The 13,975-nt window shown below is 50.3% G+C and carries 14 protein-coding genes; all 14 read left to right on the top strand.

Going from position 1 to position 13,975, the window contains the following annotated elements:
• The first annotated feature begins 78 nt into the window (after positions 1-78).
• A complete protein-coding gene (nikA, locus tag FYJ53_RS20310) occupies positions 79-1,668 on the top strand; it encodes a nickel ABC transporter substrate-binding protein (RefSeq protein WP_148430382.1) in 1,590 nt (529 codons plus the stop codon).
• A gap of 171 nt (positions 1,669-1,839) precedes the next feature.
• Positions 1,840-2,769, top strand: a complete 930-nt coding sequence (gene opp1B, locus FYJ53_RS20305; protein WP_148430384.1) for a nickel/cobalt ABC transporter permease — start codon at positions 1,840-1,842, stop codon at positions 2,767-2,769.
• Between the two features lies 1 nt (position 2,770).
• The gene (gene opp1C, locus FYJ53_RS20300) at positions 2,771-3,655 is read left to right on the top strand and encodes a nickel/cobalt ABC transporter permease (RefSeq protein ID WP_090412906.1); all 885 of its coding nucleotides are present in this window, start codon (positions 2,771-2,773) and stop codon (positions 3,653-3,655) included.
• Complete coding sequence (locus FYJ53_RS20295) at positions 3,652-4,500, top strand: ABC transporter ATP-binding protein (protein ID WP_148430386.1); 849 nt, start codon at positions 3,652-3,654, stop codon at positions 4,498-4,500. The genes opp1C and FYJ53_RS20295 overlap by 4 nt, the downstream gene beginning before the upstream one ends.
• The gene (locus FYJ53_RS20290) at positions 4,478-5,245 is read left to right on the top strand and encodes an ABC transporter ATP-binding protein (RefSeq protein ID WP_148430388.1); all 768 of its coding nucleotides are present in this window, start codon (positions 4,478-4,480) and stop codon (positions 5,243-5,245) included. Before FYJ53_RS20295 ends, FYJ53_RS20290 begins: the two co-directional genes overlap by 23 nt.
• A gap of 92 nt (positions 5,246-5,337) precedes the next feature.
• Positions 5,338-6,306, top strand: coding sequence for a serine O-acetyltransferase (locus tag FYJ53_RS20285; protein ID WP_154557721.1), 969 nt, complete (start codon positions 5,338-5,340; stop codon positions 6,304-6,306).
• A gap of 150 nt (positions 6,307-6,456) precedes the next feature.
• Complete coding sequence (locus tag FYJ53_RS20280) at positions 6,457-7,599, top strand: YcjF family protein (RefSeq protein WP_148430390.1); 1,143 nt, start codon at positions 6,457-6,459, stop codon at positions 7,597-7,599.
• Positions 7,583-8,707 (top strand): GTPase family protein, encoded by a 1,125-nt coding sequence (locus FYJ53_RS20275; RefSeq protein ID WP_148430392.1) that lies wholly within the window; start codon positions 7,583-7,585, stop codon positions 8,705-8,707. Before FYJ53_RS20280 ends, FYJ53_RS20275 begins: the two co-directional genes overlap by 17 nt.
• Positions 8,708-8,979: 272 nt before the next feature.
• Positions 8,980-9,957 (top strand): UDP-glucose 4-epimerase GalE, encoded by a 978-nt coding sequence (gene galE / locus FYJ53_RS20270; RefSeq protein ID WP_148430394.1) that lies wholly within the window; start codon positions 8,980-8,982, stop codon positions 9,955-9,957.
• Positions 9,958-9,959: 2 nt separating this feature from the next.
• Positions 9,960-11,096, top strand: coding sequence for a DegT/DnrJ/EryC1/StrS aminotransferase family protein (locus FYJ53_RS20265; RefSeq protein ID WP_148430396.1), 1,137 nt, complete (start codon positions 9,960-9,962; stop codon positions 11,094-11,096).
• A gap of 23 nt (positions 11,097-11,119) precedes the next feature.
• The gene (locus tag FYJ53_RS20260) at positions 11,120-11,731 is read left to right on the top strand and encodes a sugar transferase (protein ID WP_154557720.1); all 612 of its coding nucleotides are present in this window, start codon (positions 11,120-11,122) and stop codon (positions 11,729-11,731) included.
• A complete protein-coding gene (locus tag FYJ53_RS20255; protein ID WP_154557719.1) occupies positions 11,728-12,366 on the top strand; it encodes an acetyltransferase in 639 nt (212 codons plus the stop codon). Before FYJ53_RS20260 ends, FYJ53_RS20255 begins: the two co-directional genes overlap by 4 nt.
• A gap of 152 nt (positions 12,367-12,518) precedes the next feature.
• A complete protein-coding gene (locus tag FYJ53_RS20250) occupies positions 12,519-13,595 on the top strand; it encodes a glycosyltransferase family 4 protein (RefSeq protein WP_227930319.1) in 1,077 nt (358 codons plus the stop codon).
• Positions 13,588-13,975, top strand: a 388-nt coding sequence (locus FYJ53_RS20245) for a polysaccharide biosynthesis protein (protein ID WP_154557718.1), incomplete at its 3' end; no start/stop codon positions are given. The genes FYJ53_RS20250 and FYJ53_RS20245, both read left to right, overlap by 8 nt.

The following is a 13,975-nucleotide window of genomic DNA, read 5'->3' as shown; positions in this document are numbered from 1 at the left end:
GCCTTTACCATTTTACAGAGTCTGTGAAGTGGCAGAGGCGTGTTTGTTTAAAACACTGAAACCCATAAGGAGAAGAAAATGAAGCTTAAAAAAATCGCGGCGCTGTTCGTGGCAGCAGTCATGTGCACCGGCCTTCTGGCTGGCTGCGGCAGCACAGGCGGCACAGATGTGTCCGGGAAGGATGAGATCAACTACGCCTGCACCAAGGATATAAGGGACATCAACCCACACCTGTACTCAGGGGAGATGTCTGCCCAGAACATGGTGTTTGAAGGGCTGACAAAGAATGAAGGCGGCGAGGTAAAGCCTGCCCTGGCAGAAAGCTGGGATATCTCGGATGACGGGCTTACGTATACCTTTCATTTAAGAAAGGGCGTGACCTTTACGGACGGCGAGCCCTTTAACGCCCAGGCGGTCAAACAGAATTTTGATGCCATTATCAGCAACAAGGAGCGCCATGCCTGGCTGGATATGGTCAACGAAATCGCAGATACCGTGGTTGTGGACGACAACACCTTCAAGCTGGTGCTGGCTCATCCCTATTACCCGACACTGGTCGAGCTGGGCCTGACACGGCCCTTCCGTTTCATCTCTCCCAAATGCTTTGTGGATGGGAATACCAAGGACGGCGTCAGCGGTTATGCCGGAACTGGTCCGTGGGTTCTCGCAGAGCATGAGGATAACCAGTACGCCACCTTTACCCGCAACGATCACTACTGGGGTGACAAGGCCAAGGTATCCAAGATTAACTGGAAGGTAATGCCCGATCCTCAGACCATTCTGCTGGCCCTGCAAAACGGCGAGGTCGACCTGCTTTTCGGTGCCGACGGCGACCAGATTGATCTGGATTCCTTTAAAAAGCTGGAATCAGAGGGTGCATATGTGACCTACCTCAGTGAACCGGTAGCCTCGAGAGCGATTCTGATGAACAGCAAGGCGCCGGTCACCAGTGATCTGAAGGTGCGTGAGGCTTTTGAGATGGCCATTAACAAGCAGAACATCATCGAGGGCATCTTAAATGGCTCTGAGAACCAGGCCGATACACTGATGGCGAAGACCGTCCCTTACTGTGACATTGATCTAAAAACCTATTCCTACGACCCGGACAAAGCCGGAAAGCTTCTGGACGAGGCGGGATGGGCCATGGGCTCAGACGGGGTGCGTGAGAAGGACGGCAAAAAATGCGAGGTGACCTTTTCCTACAATTCTCAGAATGCCCAGGAGGGAACCATCGCAGAATCCATCCAGGCTGATCTGGTAGCTGTCGGGATTAAGATGAATATTCTGGCAGAGGAAAAGCAGGCCTTTTTAGACCGCCAGAAGTCCGGCGATTTTGATCTCCAGTACTCCCTGTCCTGGGGAACACCATACGATCCCCAGTCCTATGTCTCCTCCTGGAGAATTCCGGCACACGGCGATTACCAGGCGCAGACGGGTCTTGAGAGGAAGCAGTGGCTTGACGATACCATCACTAAGATTATGATCGAGGCAGATGACAATGCCCGGGCGGGTATGTACAAAGAAATACTGACCTACATCAATGACCAGTGTGTCTATGTGCCCATCTCCTACTCCAAGACTAAGGCTGTTGGGATTAAGGGCCTGCAGGGGGTAACGTTCAACGATTCTCAGTACGAGATTCCCTTTGAGAAAATGTACTGGAATTAATGGAGAATGTAGAATTGAGAATGGAGAATTAAAAGAACAAACCGGCAAAGCCGGTTTGATTTTAAATCAAAACCGCTTTGCGGTTTTGCACCTGTAATTCTCCATTTTCCATTCTCAATTCTCCATTGAAAAAGCTTCGGATCAAGATTACAATTCTAAAAAAGGTTTCCAATGAAAAACTACATTATCAAAAGAATCCTCTGGATGATCCCGATTCTTATCGGGATCTCCTTCTTTGCATTTATCCTCATTAACTTAAGCCCCAGTGACCCTGCCGAGGTGGCGCTTCGGGTCAATGAGGTGGTGCCAACGGAACAGAATATCGCGGATATGCGGGAAAAACTTGGCCTGGACGAGCCTTTTTTGACCCGCTATTTCCATTGGGTGGGGAATGCCCTTCAGGGTGACTTTGGCAACAGCTATGCGAATAACAAGCCTGTGGGCGCTGAGATCGCAAAGGCACTGCCGCCGACACTGTACCTGGCCTTTGTCTCCCTGGTCATCATACTGGTGGTCTCGGTAGGGGCCGGGGTGCTCTGCGCCCTTTACAGAGACAGCATCGGTGACCGGATGATCCGGGGGGTGATCTTTATCGGTACAGCCATGCCGGCCTTTTGGGCAGGTATCCTGCTCATGTGGCTCTTTGCCGTTAAGCTCAGACTGCTGCCCACCAGCGGTATGACCGCGCCGGGCTCGGTCATCCTGCCGGCAGTGACCCTGTCGCTTGGGTATATTGCCACCTATGCGAGGCTGCTGCGCAATAATATGATTAAAAACCAGGGTGAGAATTATGTGCTCTATCTGCGGGCCCGGGGCCTCAGCCAGGGCACCATCACCCGCCATGTGTTCAGGAACTCCCTGCACACTGCGCTCAACGCCCTGGGCATGTCCATCCCCAAGCTGATCGCGGGCACAGTGGTCATTGAGAATATTTTTGCCTGGCCGGGCATGGGCAGGCTCTGCGTGACCGCCATTTTCAACCGGGACTTCCCAGTGATTCAGGCCTATGTGCTGATCATGGCAGTGCTTTTTGTCCTCAACAATTTTGCTGTGGATATGATTACCACGCTCATGGACCCGCGAATGCGGCAGGAGGTATAATATGACCGGATTTTTCAAACGCTTTAAGGCCGACCGGCTGGCTGTGGCCAGCGCCCTGTTCCTGCTGCTGGTTATTCTGGCCGCAGCCCTGGCCCCGGTCATTGCGCCTTATGACCCGACAGCTCAGAATATCATCATGAAATTTCAGGGGCCGTCCCTGGCACACTGGTTCGGAACCGACCAGCTGGGCCGGGATACCCTCTCGCGTATCTTGTACGGCGGCCGGATTACCGTGCTTTTATCCATTGTCACCATGCTGTGCACCATTGGCATTGGGCTGGTGCTGGGTGTGATCGCAGGCTATTTCAGAGGGCTTGTGGACGAGGTGGTCATGCGTGTCTGCGACGTGATGCTATCCTTTCCCAGCGAGGTGATGATCCTGGCCATTGTGGGGGTTCTGGGCACAGGTATCTTTAACATTGTCATTGCCACCATCATTGCCAAGTGGGCCTGGTATGTGCGCATGATCCGGGGCATTGTGATCCGCTTTATGGATAAAAATGACATCCGGTTTGCCCGGGTGGCAGGGTGCAGCACGGGTTATATTATCAGAAAGCATCTGATTAAGGGTGCCTTCGGCGAGATCGCCGTGCTGGCAACGCTGGATACCGGGGCCATTATCTTAAACATATCCGCCCTGTCCTTTCTGGGCCTTGGGGTTCAGCCGCCCACCGCGGAATGGGGCATGATGCTGAACGAGGCCAAAAATGTCATGACCACCAATCCCGGCCAGATGCTGGCGCCGGGGATCGCCATTTTTCTGGTGGTGGCAGCCTTTAACTTTTTAGGCGACGGCATTGAGGAGGCCATGAATCCAAAGCTGGATAAAGGCTTTAAGCGTAAGCGCAGATCCATCTTCGCGCGCAAAAAGGCGGTGGTGTCATGAGTGATCTGCTGCGGGTAAAGGATCTGAGTGTCACCGATGTGCGTAACGGAGAGGTCATTGTGAACAAGCTGAGCTTTGCGCTGAGAGAGAACAGCTGCCTTGGCATTGTGGGCGAGAGCGGCAGCGGCAAATCCATGACTGCGAAGGCAGTGCTGAACCTTTTAAACCCCTGGCTTAAAACCACCGGATCCGCCCTGTTTACGCAAAACGGCTGTGAGACAGAGCTCATCGGGCTGGAGGAGAGCCGGCTGAGACACATCCGGGGACAGGCGGTCTGTATGATCCTCCAGGACGCCATGACTGCCTTTGATCCCCTGGCGCGTGTGGGCAGCCAGATGGCCGAGACCTTTGTGCAGAATCTGGGAATGGATAAAAAGGCCGCGAAGGCCATGGCGCCTGAGGTGCTGGCCGCGTTAAATATCCGGGAACCGGAGCAGGTGGTCAGGAAGTACCCGCACCAGTTATCCGGCGGTATGCTTCAGCGCTGTATGATCGCCATCGCCCTGGCCATGAAGCCAGCCATCATTATTGCCGATGAGCCGACCACAGCCCTGGATGCTGTGAACCAGCGGCAGGTGGTGGAGGCCTTTGAGCTGCTGCGGCAAGAGACCGGCACAGCCCTCATCTTTATCTCCCACGATCTGGGCGTGGTCCAGCGCCTGTGTGACGATCTGTTTGTCATGGAAAAGGGCTGCGGCGTGGAGGCTGGAAGGGCAGAGGAAGTGTTTAGGAACCCTCAGAACGCCTACACCCGGTATCTGATCGACACCCGGCTCATGATCACGGATTCCTTTAAAAAAGCCATGAAAAAGGAGGCGCACCATGAAGAACCTGGTAGAAATTAAAGAGGTGCACAAGAGCTATCTGAAGGTGGGCGAGGGCTTCAGCGGCGGCCGCCTCAAGGTGCTGGAGAGTGTGAGCTTTAACATCGAGGAGGGCCTGTGCGTGGGCCTGATCGGGGAGAGCGGCAGCGGCAAGAGCACGCTCTCCCGCCTGATACTGGGGCTCGAAAAGGCCGATAAAGGCAGTGGCGGCATTTTTATCGAGGGTAAGCCCGTTAAGACATGGCTTGCGCAGAACCGGGGCAAAATGAGCGTTGTCTTCCAGGACTATACCTCCTCGGTCAATGCGCAGTTTACTGTGCGAGAGGCCATTGCGGAGCCGCTGCTGGCCCTTGGTATCCGGCCGGAGGGGCATCAGATTGACACTTTACTTAAAAAAGTAGGCCTGCCCGCGGCCTTTAAAGACCGCTATCCTCACGAGCTGTCCGGCGGCCAGCTCCAGCGGGTGTGCATCGCCCGGGCCATTGCCACGAACCCGCGCTTCATCGTTCTGGACGAGGCCATCAGCTCACTGGACGTGTCGGTTCAGGCCCAGATTATGACCCTGCTGCACGCGCTGCGTGTTGAGATGAACATGACCTATCTGTTTGTGGCCCATGATCTGCAGGCAGTCGCCCACCTTTGTAATAAAATTGTCTTCCTATATAAAGGGCGCATTGTGGAGGAACGCATGAGCGGCGAGCTGGCCCAGGTACAGAACCCCTATGCCAGAAAACTGCTGGAATCCGTAATTCCCTTTGAAGTATAGGGAAATAGAAGGGGATTTTAACCTGCCAGCCATTGACGTTTTCATACAAAAGCGGTACAATATTAATCACATATTTAATTGATAGAACAAGTATGAAATCAGGAAAGCAGGAAGAACCAGTGAGCAGAGAATTTAATCAATGTATTACGCCGCTGACACAGGAAATGGTGGAGAGCTATCATGAGGATGACGCCTACACCACCTATACCTCCACAGCGCTGCCAAACAGAAACGAAATCATTGGCATTTTATGTGATATAAGAGAGCTGTTTTACCCAAGGCATTACGGCAGCCGGGAGCTCTTTAACTGTACCATCCAATACTATATCGGGGATATCTTAATGCGGATTGAGGAAAAACTGCACAAGCAGATCCGCCTCTGCCTCATGCGCAAGTATGAAAATTCTGAAAAATACCAGGTGCAGGCCGTGGCCGATGAGGCCGCGCAGATCAGCTGCGCCTTTATGAAGACCCTGCCAAAGATAAGAACCCACATGGCCCAGGACGTGCAGGCCGCCTATGACGGCGACCCCGCGGCAGCGGATAAGGATCAGATTATCTTCTCCTATCCCGGCGTGTTTGCCATGATGGTCTTCCGTGTCGCCCATGAGCTCTATCAGCTGGGCGTGCCGATTATACCGAGAATGATGACCGAATACGCCCACAGCCGCACCGGCATTGACATCAACCCGGGCGCCACCATCGGAAAATACTTTTTTATGGACCACGGCACCGGTATTGTCATCGGCGAGACCACCATTATCGGTGATTATGTCAAGCTGTACCAGGGCGTTACCCTGGGGGCCCTCTCAACCCGCGGCGGCCAGAATCTGCGGGGGCATAAGCGCCACCCAACCATTGAGGACAATGTGACCATCTATTCCAATGTGTCCATCCTGGGCGGCGAGACCGTCATCGGGCATGATTCCATCATCGGCGGGAACTGCTTTATCACCCAGTCTGTCCCGGCAGGCTCAAAGGTCAGCGTGAAAAACCCAGAGCTCCAGGTGGAGGGCGGCGAGCCCCAGGAGGTTGAGGAAAACTTTGACTGGGCAAATTAAGAGAAATTCAATGGAAAATTGAAAATGATAGCATTTGTTTACACTCTGAAACGGTGGATCGCTGATCCATCGTTTTTTTGTGGTAGAAGAACAAAGAATAAAAGGGTATAATGAAGCTATAGGATCAACCATCAGAAAAGAGGCGGAACCATGAGCGACATTAAAGTAAAAAATTTTGATTTTCAGAGAGAGCTGGAAAAGGTGGCGGCCGGAATCCGCAAGCCCAATATCCTGATCTGCGGGGCCACCGGAGCGGGTAAAAGCTCGGTGGTCAACTGGGTTTTTGGCAAAAATGTGGCCGCCACCGGCACAGGAAGACCGCTGACCAGAGGTATTACCGAATACAGCAGTGAGGACACCAGCGTCAATCTTTTTGACACCGAGGGCTATGAGATCGGCGAGGAAAAAATCTCTGCCTATCGGGACAATGTGGAAAAATGGATTGGGGAACGCCGGGAGGGCGCCCTGGCCGGGCAGATCCACGAGGCCTGGTACTGTATCTCCGCTGCCAATAAACGGGTGACCGATATGGATCTCTCTGTGGTGCAGACCCTGCAGGAAAAAAATATCCCTACCGCCGTAGTGCTGACCCAGCTGGACTGCGTTGATTATGACGAATACCAGGAGCTGCTGAGGGCTGTCTCCGAAGGCTGCGGCGCCCCCTGCTTTGCCACCAGCGCACACGCGGACAGAGCCGTACAGGAGGCGCTGGCGCCCTATGTGCAGTGGGACGCCCTGGTCGACTGGGCCGAGGCTGTGCTGGACGACTCTTTAAAGGAAGGCTTCATCGGCTCACTGGCCGGCTATGTGCAGAAAAAGCAGGCACTGGTCACAAAAAAGATCATCCCCATTTATACCACCGCGGCGGCAGGTGTGGCCGCGACGCCCATTCCGTTTTCAGACGCGGTGCTTTTAGAACCCATACAGGTATCCATGGCCATGCATATTTTAAGAACCTATGGACTGGATAAAATCTCCGAGGATCTCATCTCCTTTGTGGGCAGCCTGGTGGTGACCCAGGCAGGGCGCATGCTGGCCCAGAGCCTGACCGCCGGGGTGCTCAAGATGATCCCCGGCGTGGGTACCGCGGCCGGCATTGCCGTGAACACCGTTGTGGCCTCCACCTTTACCGCCGCTATCGGCGCGGGTTTGTCCCAGAGCTGCGCCAACTACTCAAAAGCCGTGTTTGAGGGCAGCAGGCCCCAGTCCTATCCGGAATTCTTTGACAGCGCCATCCTTTCCGGCTTTGTGGAAAGCTGGCTGAAGGAGCATAAAAATGGAAAAGACACTTGACGCCAATGTGCTCATCCTCGGTAAAACAGGGTCCGGGAAGACCTCCCTGTTCAACTATATTTTTGGCAGAAACGTCTACGCTACCGGAGCAGGGCGGCCCGTTACTGGTATGGGCATCTACGAGGAGGCTGTGACCCTGTCCCCGGACTTTACCCTGCACCTGTACGATTCCTGGGGGCTGGAGGCTGATAAGGCCAGAGACTGGAAGCAGCTCATAAACGATACCCTTAAAGCCCACGACGTGCCAGAGATCACCGAGTGGTTTCATACCATCATTTACTGCATTTCGGCCAAAGCCGCCCGGGTAGAGGACTTCGACCTCGAGATCATCGAGAGCCTCCGCCAGGGCGGCAACCAGGTCATCGTAGCCCTGACCCACGCCGATGTGGCCGGAGGTCCGGATAACCTCATGACCATGCTCCAGACCATCGCCCAGAGCGGCCATGTGCCCGAGGAGGATATCCTCCCAGTCAACAGCCAGTCCAAAACCCTGCTCACCGGGAAAAAGACCCAGGCCTATGGCCGGGAAGCCATCATCAGCCGGATCAAGGCCGGCCTGCTGAGCGCCATCAGCCAGAAGATCCCCCATATTTTTGAGGAAGAGGGCAGAGAGATCATCGAGACCTGGTATACCCGCTGCTGCTACCGCATTGACGCCGACCTCAGAAAGCCCGGCGGTATCAGCACCCGCAAGGAGAAGGAACGAAACCGCCTCTTTACCGCCTACGCCGAGGAAGCGCAGAGCGATATCGAACAGTCCTACGATATCCTGATCTCCGAAGCCTACCGCTATTACTGGAAGTTCTGCGGCCACCTCGAGCAAAATCCCGTCGGCTTTGTTAAAAAACCCGGAAAGCCTCTGGAAGTTCTGAGAATGAGGCTGCACCTCACCGATGCCCTCCAGGCCGCAGGGGAAAATATCGGCCAGTTTTTTGAAGGCCTCTTTAAAAAAGAAAAAAGAACCGCAAAACATGATGCCTTCGCCCAGTTCTACAGAAAAGGCCTGGCCAAATACAGGGAACAGCTGTACCAGATGCTAAAGGAAAATACGAGTAAAATGAAAACCGAACTGCGCGAGTATCATCAAATTGTGCAGAGCCCAGAATAGAGAGTCTGAATGACGACCGTACGTTTCGTACGGTCGTCAAAGATGGATGCCATACCCAAATTATTAGGAAACAACCATTATAAATCGAATTTAAATAAATTTTTTTAATTATTTCAAAATTTTACGTGCAATTCATAGGAGCAAATGTTATAATAGGTTTCGATATTGAAAAAGTCGATGTTTTGTAAGAAAAAGAAGAGCGTGAGGGCTCTGATTTTTTTAGATGTTGGATTTAGATGAGTTTTAATATAAAATATAAAAGGAATTGGAAAATGAAAATTTTAGTTTGCGGCGGTGCCGGTTATATCGGCAGCCATGCTGTTGTACAGCTTTTAGATCAGGGATATGAAGTCGTGGTCGTTGATAATTTATCCACCGGTCATTGCTGGGCCATTGATGAAAGAGCGCGGTTTGTAGAAGGCGATATCCGAGATCATCCCCTTATGGATGATCTCTTTCAGCAAGAAAAGATCAATGCCGTCATGCAATTTGCCGCTAATATTGTTGTGTCAGAGAGCGAAACTGATCCGCTTAAATATTATGACAACAATGTTTACGGTACCATTTCGCTACTGGAGTCCATGCTAAAAAACAATGTGAAAAACATCATCTTTTCATCCACAGCCGCGGTCTATGGCAATACCAAAGTAGTCCCTGTGACTGAGGATATTCCGATAGAGCCCATCAGTCCCTATGGCCGAACCAAAGCCTTTGTCGAGCAGATTTTAGAAGACTGTCATAAAACCTACGGCCTGAACTACTGCGTGTTCCGCTATTTCAACGTCTCCGGCGCTCATGAAAAATACCCCATCGGTCAGGCCGTCAAGCATAACACTGCATTGATCCCGATTATATTAGAGGTCGCCGCAGGCGAACGGAAAAGCATCCAAGTCTTTGGCGATGACTATGACACCAAAGACGGCACTGGCGTAAGAGATTTTATCCACGTGGTTGATCTGGTTGACGCCCATATCTTAGGCATAAATAAGCTCTTTGAAAATGAAAGTGCTGTTTACAATCTTGGTAATGGAAAAGGCTTCACCGTCATGGAAATGATCGAGGCGGCCAGAAAAGTCACCGGCCATCCTATACCCATTGACATCATCGAAAGACGCCCGGGCGATATCGCCATTTCCATTGCCAGCAGTGACAAAGCAAAACAAGAGCTTGGCTGGGAACCAAAATACCCAGAAGTTGAAAAGATCATTGAAACTGCATGGAAATTTAAGCAAGAAGGAAAAAGTATTTAAATATGGAAAAACCAGAGAAAGTATACCTCGCCTCGCCCCACATGGGCGGCAAGGAAATGAAATACATACAGGAAGCCTTTGACACGAACTGGATCGCTCCCCTAGGCAAAAATGTCAACCAGTTTGAAAAAGAAATGACAGCCTATGTAGGTGTTAAGGCAGGCGCCGCCCTGTCCGCTGGCACAGCCGCCCTGCATCTCGGCTTAAAAGCCCTGGGGGTAGGGGAAGGAGACGTGGTCTTCTGTTCCAGCCTGACCTTTTCAGCCAGCGCTAACCCCATTATCTACCTGGGCGCAAAGCCTGTTTTTATCGACAGCGAACCCGAAACCTGGAACATGAGCCCAGAAGCTCTTAAAAAAGCCTATGAGAAATATCCCAATCCCAAAGCTGTGATCATTGTGGATTTATACGGACAAGCCGCCGACTATGAAAAGTTGTCACCCCTATGTAAAGCCCACCACACGCCAATACTGGAAGATGCCGCCGAAGCCTTAGGCGCGACTTACCAAGGCCAGAAATGCGGCACTTTTGGCGATCTGTCCGTTCTATCCTTTAACGGCAACAAGATCATCACCACCTCCGGCGGCGGGATGCTCCTTGGAAACAATGAAGCCCTTATCCAGAAAGCCCGCTTCTGGTCCACCCAGTCCAGAGAGAATGAACGCCACTATGAGCATAAAGAGCTGGGCTACAACTACCGCATGAGCAACATTGTTGCCGGTATCGGAAGGGGACAGCTAAAAGTGCTGGAAGAAAGAGTCGCAAAGAAAAAGCAAATCTTTGAGGCCTATCGAGAAGCTTTTAAAGAAGTCAAAGCTATTGAGATGATGCCCATTTCCGATAAAGGCAAACCCAATTACTGGTTGAGCTGCATGACCTTAAAAAAGGATAGTAAGGTAAACCCAATAGATATCATGCATGCTTTGGAAAAAGAAAATATCGAATCCCGGCCTGTCTGGAAGCCCATGCACTTGCAGCCTTATTTTAGGGCTTATGATTTCTTCAGCCATTGTGATCCAGAGAATGAACAGAGCATCGCAGAAGACGTCTTTAATCGAGGTGTCTGTATGCCAAGCGATACTAAAATGACCGAGGCAGACCAGCAGCGCATCATCAACATTATCAAAGTATTGTTTTAGAAAGCCCAACTAAGAGGTTCAAAATGATTTATCAGAAATACATCAAACGAATACTCGATATCACCCTGTCCGGCGCGGCCATCATCGTGCTGTCACCCGTGATGGGTGTCACAGCTATCTTGGTTAAAAAGAAGCTGGGAAGTCCGGTCATCTTCAAACAGAAACGGCCCGGCAAAGATGAAAAAATCTTTACGATGTATAAATTCCGAACCATGACCGATGAGCGGGATGAAAAAGGCGAGCTGTTACCGGATAGTATTAGAGTGACCAAGTTTGGAAAGATGCTTAGGAGTACCAGTTTGGATGAACTGCCAGAGCTATTTAATATTTTTAAAGGAGATATGAGTGTTGTGGGGCCAAGGCCTTTATTGGTGCAGTATCTTCCCTTATATAATGAAAAACAAAAAAGACGGCATGAAGTAAGACCCGGCCTTTCCGGACTGGCACAGGTCAATGGCCGCAACGCCATTACCTGGGATGAGAAATTCAACTACGATGTCGAATATGTTGAAAAAGTCAGCTTTACCCTCGATGTCCGTATTGTTTTAAGAACCATCATCAAAGCCTTCAGGCAGGAAGATATCAACGCAGGAAGCGAAGTGACGATGGAAGCATTTACAGGAGAACCATCATGATCAAAGATCTGGCCATCATTGGTGCCGGAGGGTTTGGACGCGAAGTCGCCTGGCTGGTCGAGCGTATTAACAGAGAAGAAAAAACGTGGAATCTAAAAGGCTTCATTGATGATCAGCAGCCCATTGGGACAAAGGTCAATCAATACACCGTCATTGGCACCACAGAAAACATCAAACAATCTGAAAAAGATTTATATGTCGTCTGTGCTGTCGGCAATGCAAAAACCAGAAAAAGGATCATACAAAGTCTGGAAAACACCAAGACAATACACTTTGCCACCGTCACTGATCCTTCCGTTATCCATTCCGACGAAATTACCATAGGAGAAGGGAGCATCCTATGTGCAGGTACCATCCTGACAACCAATATCACCATCGGAAAACACGTCATCATCAATCTGGACTGTACCGTAGGCCATGACGCTATCATTGAGGATTATAGTACCCTGTATCCAAGCGTCAACGTTTCAGGCATGAGCACTATTGGTAGAGGAAGTGAGATCGGTACAGGTGTGAATATTATACAGGGAAAAACGATTGCTCAGGATGTCATTGTTGGTGCAGGGAGCGTTGTTGTGAAAGATTTATTAGAATCTGGAACCTATGTCGGAATACCGGCAAAGAAAAGAGTTTAACCTTGAATATATTATTTTTAACCTTGCTAGATTTTAGTTCATTAACAGAGTCCAATATATACACCGACTTACTACGTTGCTTTTCTGGTAAAGGCCCAAATATCTATGCCATTTCACCATCCGAAAAAAGAAAAGCGCGACAGACAGAAGTATTGATCGACCAAAACGTTCAGATATTAAAAGTCAAAATCGGCAACATCACCAAATGCGGCTTAATCGAAAAAGGCATCTCAACCCTCAGAATAGAAGCCCAGTATATTAAAGCCATCAAAAAGTATTACGGCGATGTTCGCTTTGACCTGATCCTGTACTCAACACCACCGATCACCTATGGAAAAGTTATTGAGTATGTAAAAAAAAGAGACAATGCGCGAACCTATCTTTTGCTAAAGGATATCTTTCCGCAAAACGCAGTGGATCTGGGCATGTTTTCCTCAAAAGGGTTGCTCCACACCTTTTTCAAACGCAAGGAGAAAAAGCTCTATGACCAGTCTGACTTTATCGGTTGCATGTCTCAAGCCAACGTGGATTACCTCTTAAAACACAACTCATGGATCGACCCGAAAAAAGTAGAGATCTGCCCCAACAGCATTGAACCGATAACCATTGAAAAAGATGAGACAATAATCCGGAAGGTCCGCGAAAAATACAGCATTCCCATGGATAAAACCATTTTTATCTACGGCGGCAATCTTGGAAAGCCCCAGGGTATGGAGCATATCATCGCATGTCTAAAAGCCTGCGCTGACCATCCGCATGCCTACTTTGTCATTGCCGGCTCAGGAACGGAGTATCCAAAACTAAAAGCTTTCTTGGATCAAACACCCTTATCCAACGTTCAGCTTTTATACCAATTGCCAAAAGAAGACTATGAGCTGCTTGCCAACACTTGTGACGTAGGCTTGATTTTTCTAGACCATCGCTTCACCATCCCCAACTTCCCGTCACGTCTCCTGTCTTACATGCAGGCATCTATGCCTGTATTAGCCTGTACCGATGTCCACACCGATATCGGGCTGATCATTGAACAAGGACAGTTTGGTTACTGGTGTGAAAGCCAGGAAGCAGAAAGTTTTAAAGAAAAAATTGATCAGATGTGTGCAGAAGAAGAAAAACTTTCCGAGATGGGCGAAAATGCAAGGGCTTATCTAGAAGCCCAATATACTGTTGATCAGACTTATAAAATTATTATGAAACATTTTGAACAGGAAGGACCAGAAAATGTTTGAAGGAGAAACCCTACTTATCACCGGAGGCACGGGCAGCTTCGGCCACGCCGTGCTCAACCGCTTTTTAAAAACCGACATCAAAGAAATCCGCATCTTTTCAAGAGATGAGAAGAAACAGGATGACATGCGGCATGAATATCAGGCCAAATGTCCAGAGCTCAGTGAGAAAATAAAATTCTATATTGGCGATGTGAGGAACCTGCAGAGTGTGAAGGACGCCGTACACAACGTGGATTATATCTTCCACGCCGCCGCCTTAAAACAGGTGCCCTCCTGCGAGTTTTTTCCTATTGAGGCCGTCAAGACCAACGTTATCGGCACTGACAACGTGCTGACCGCTGCCATCGAAGAAGGCGTCAAAAAAGTCATCTGTCTGTCCA

This window comes from Eubacterium sp. BL-380-WT-2B (assembly GCF_009696115.1).
Taxonomy (GTDB): Bacteria; Bacillota; Clostridia; order Eubacteriales; family Eubacteriaceae; genus Eubacterium; species Eubacterium callanderi.
The sequence above is the reverse complement of the archived record's forward strand: the minus strand, read 5'-3'. Positions and strand labels throughout refer to the sequence as shown.

Bases quoted from the DNA above. Each gene is read 5' to 3' on its own strand.
- nikA (WP_148430382.1), top strand. From the start codon at position 79: ATGAAGCTTAAAAAAATCGCGGCGCTGTTCGTGGCAGCAGTCATGTGC.
- opp1B (WP_148430384.1), top strand. From the start codon at position 1,840: ATGAAAAACTACATTATCAAAAGAATCCTCTGGATGATCCCGATTCTT.
- opp1C (WP_090412906.1), top strand. From the start codon at position 2,771: ATGACCGGATTTTTCAAACGCTTTAAGGCCGACCGGCTGGCTGTGGCC.
- FYJ53_RS20295 (WP_148430386.1), top strand. From the start codon at position 3,652: ATGAGTGATCTGCTGCGGGTAAAGGATCTGAGTGTCACCGATGTGCGT.
- FYJ53_RS20290 (WP_148430388.1), top strand. From the start codon at position 4,478: ATGAAGAACCTGGTAGAAATTAAAGAGGTGCACAAGAGCTATCTGAAG.
- FYJ53_RS20285 (WP_154557721.1), top strand. From the start codon at position 5,338: ATGAAATCAGGAAAGCAGGAAGAACCAGTGAGCAGAGAATTTAATCAA.
- FYJ53_RS20280 (WP_148430390.1), top strand. From the start codon at position 6,457: ATGAGCGACATTAAAGTAAAAAATTTTGATTTTCAGAGAGAGCTGGAA.
- FYJ53_RS20275 (WP_148430392.1), top strand. From the start codon at position 7,583: ATGGAAAAGACACTTGACGCCAATGTGCTCATCCTCGGTAAAACAGGG.
- galE (WP_148430394.1), top strand. From the start codon at position 8,980: ATGAAAATTTTAGTTTGCGGCGGTGCCGGTTATATCGGCAGCCATGCT.
- FYJ53_RS20265 (WP_148430396.1), top strand. From the start codon at position 9,960: ATGGAAAAACCAGAGAAAGTATACCTCGCCTCGCCCCACATGGGCGGC.
- FYJ53_RS20260 (WP_154557720.1), top strand. From the start codon at position 11,120: ATGATTTATCAGAAATACATCAAACGAATACTCGATATCACCCTGTCC.
- FYJ53_RS20255 (WP_154557719.1), top strand. From the start codon at position 11,728: ATGATCAAAGATCTGGCCATCATTGGTGCCGGAGGGTTTGGACGCGAA.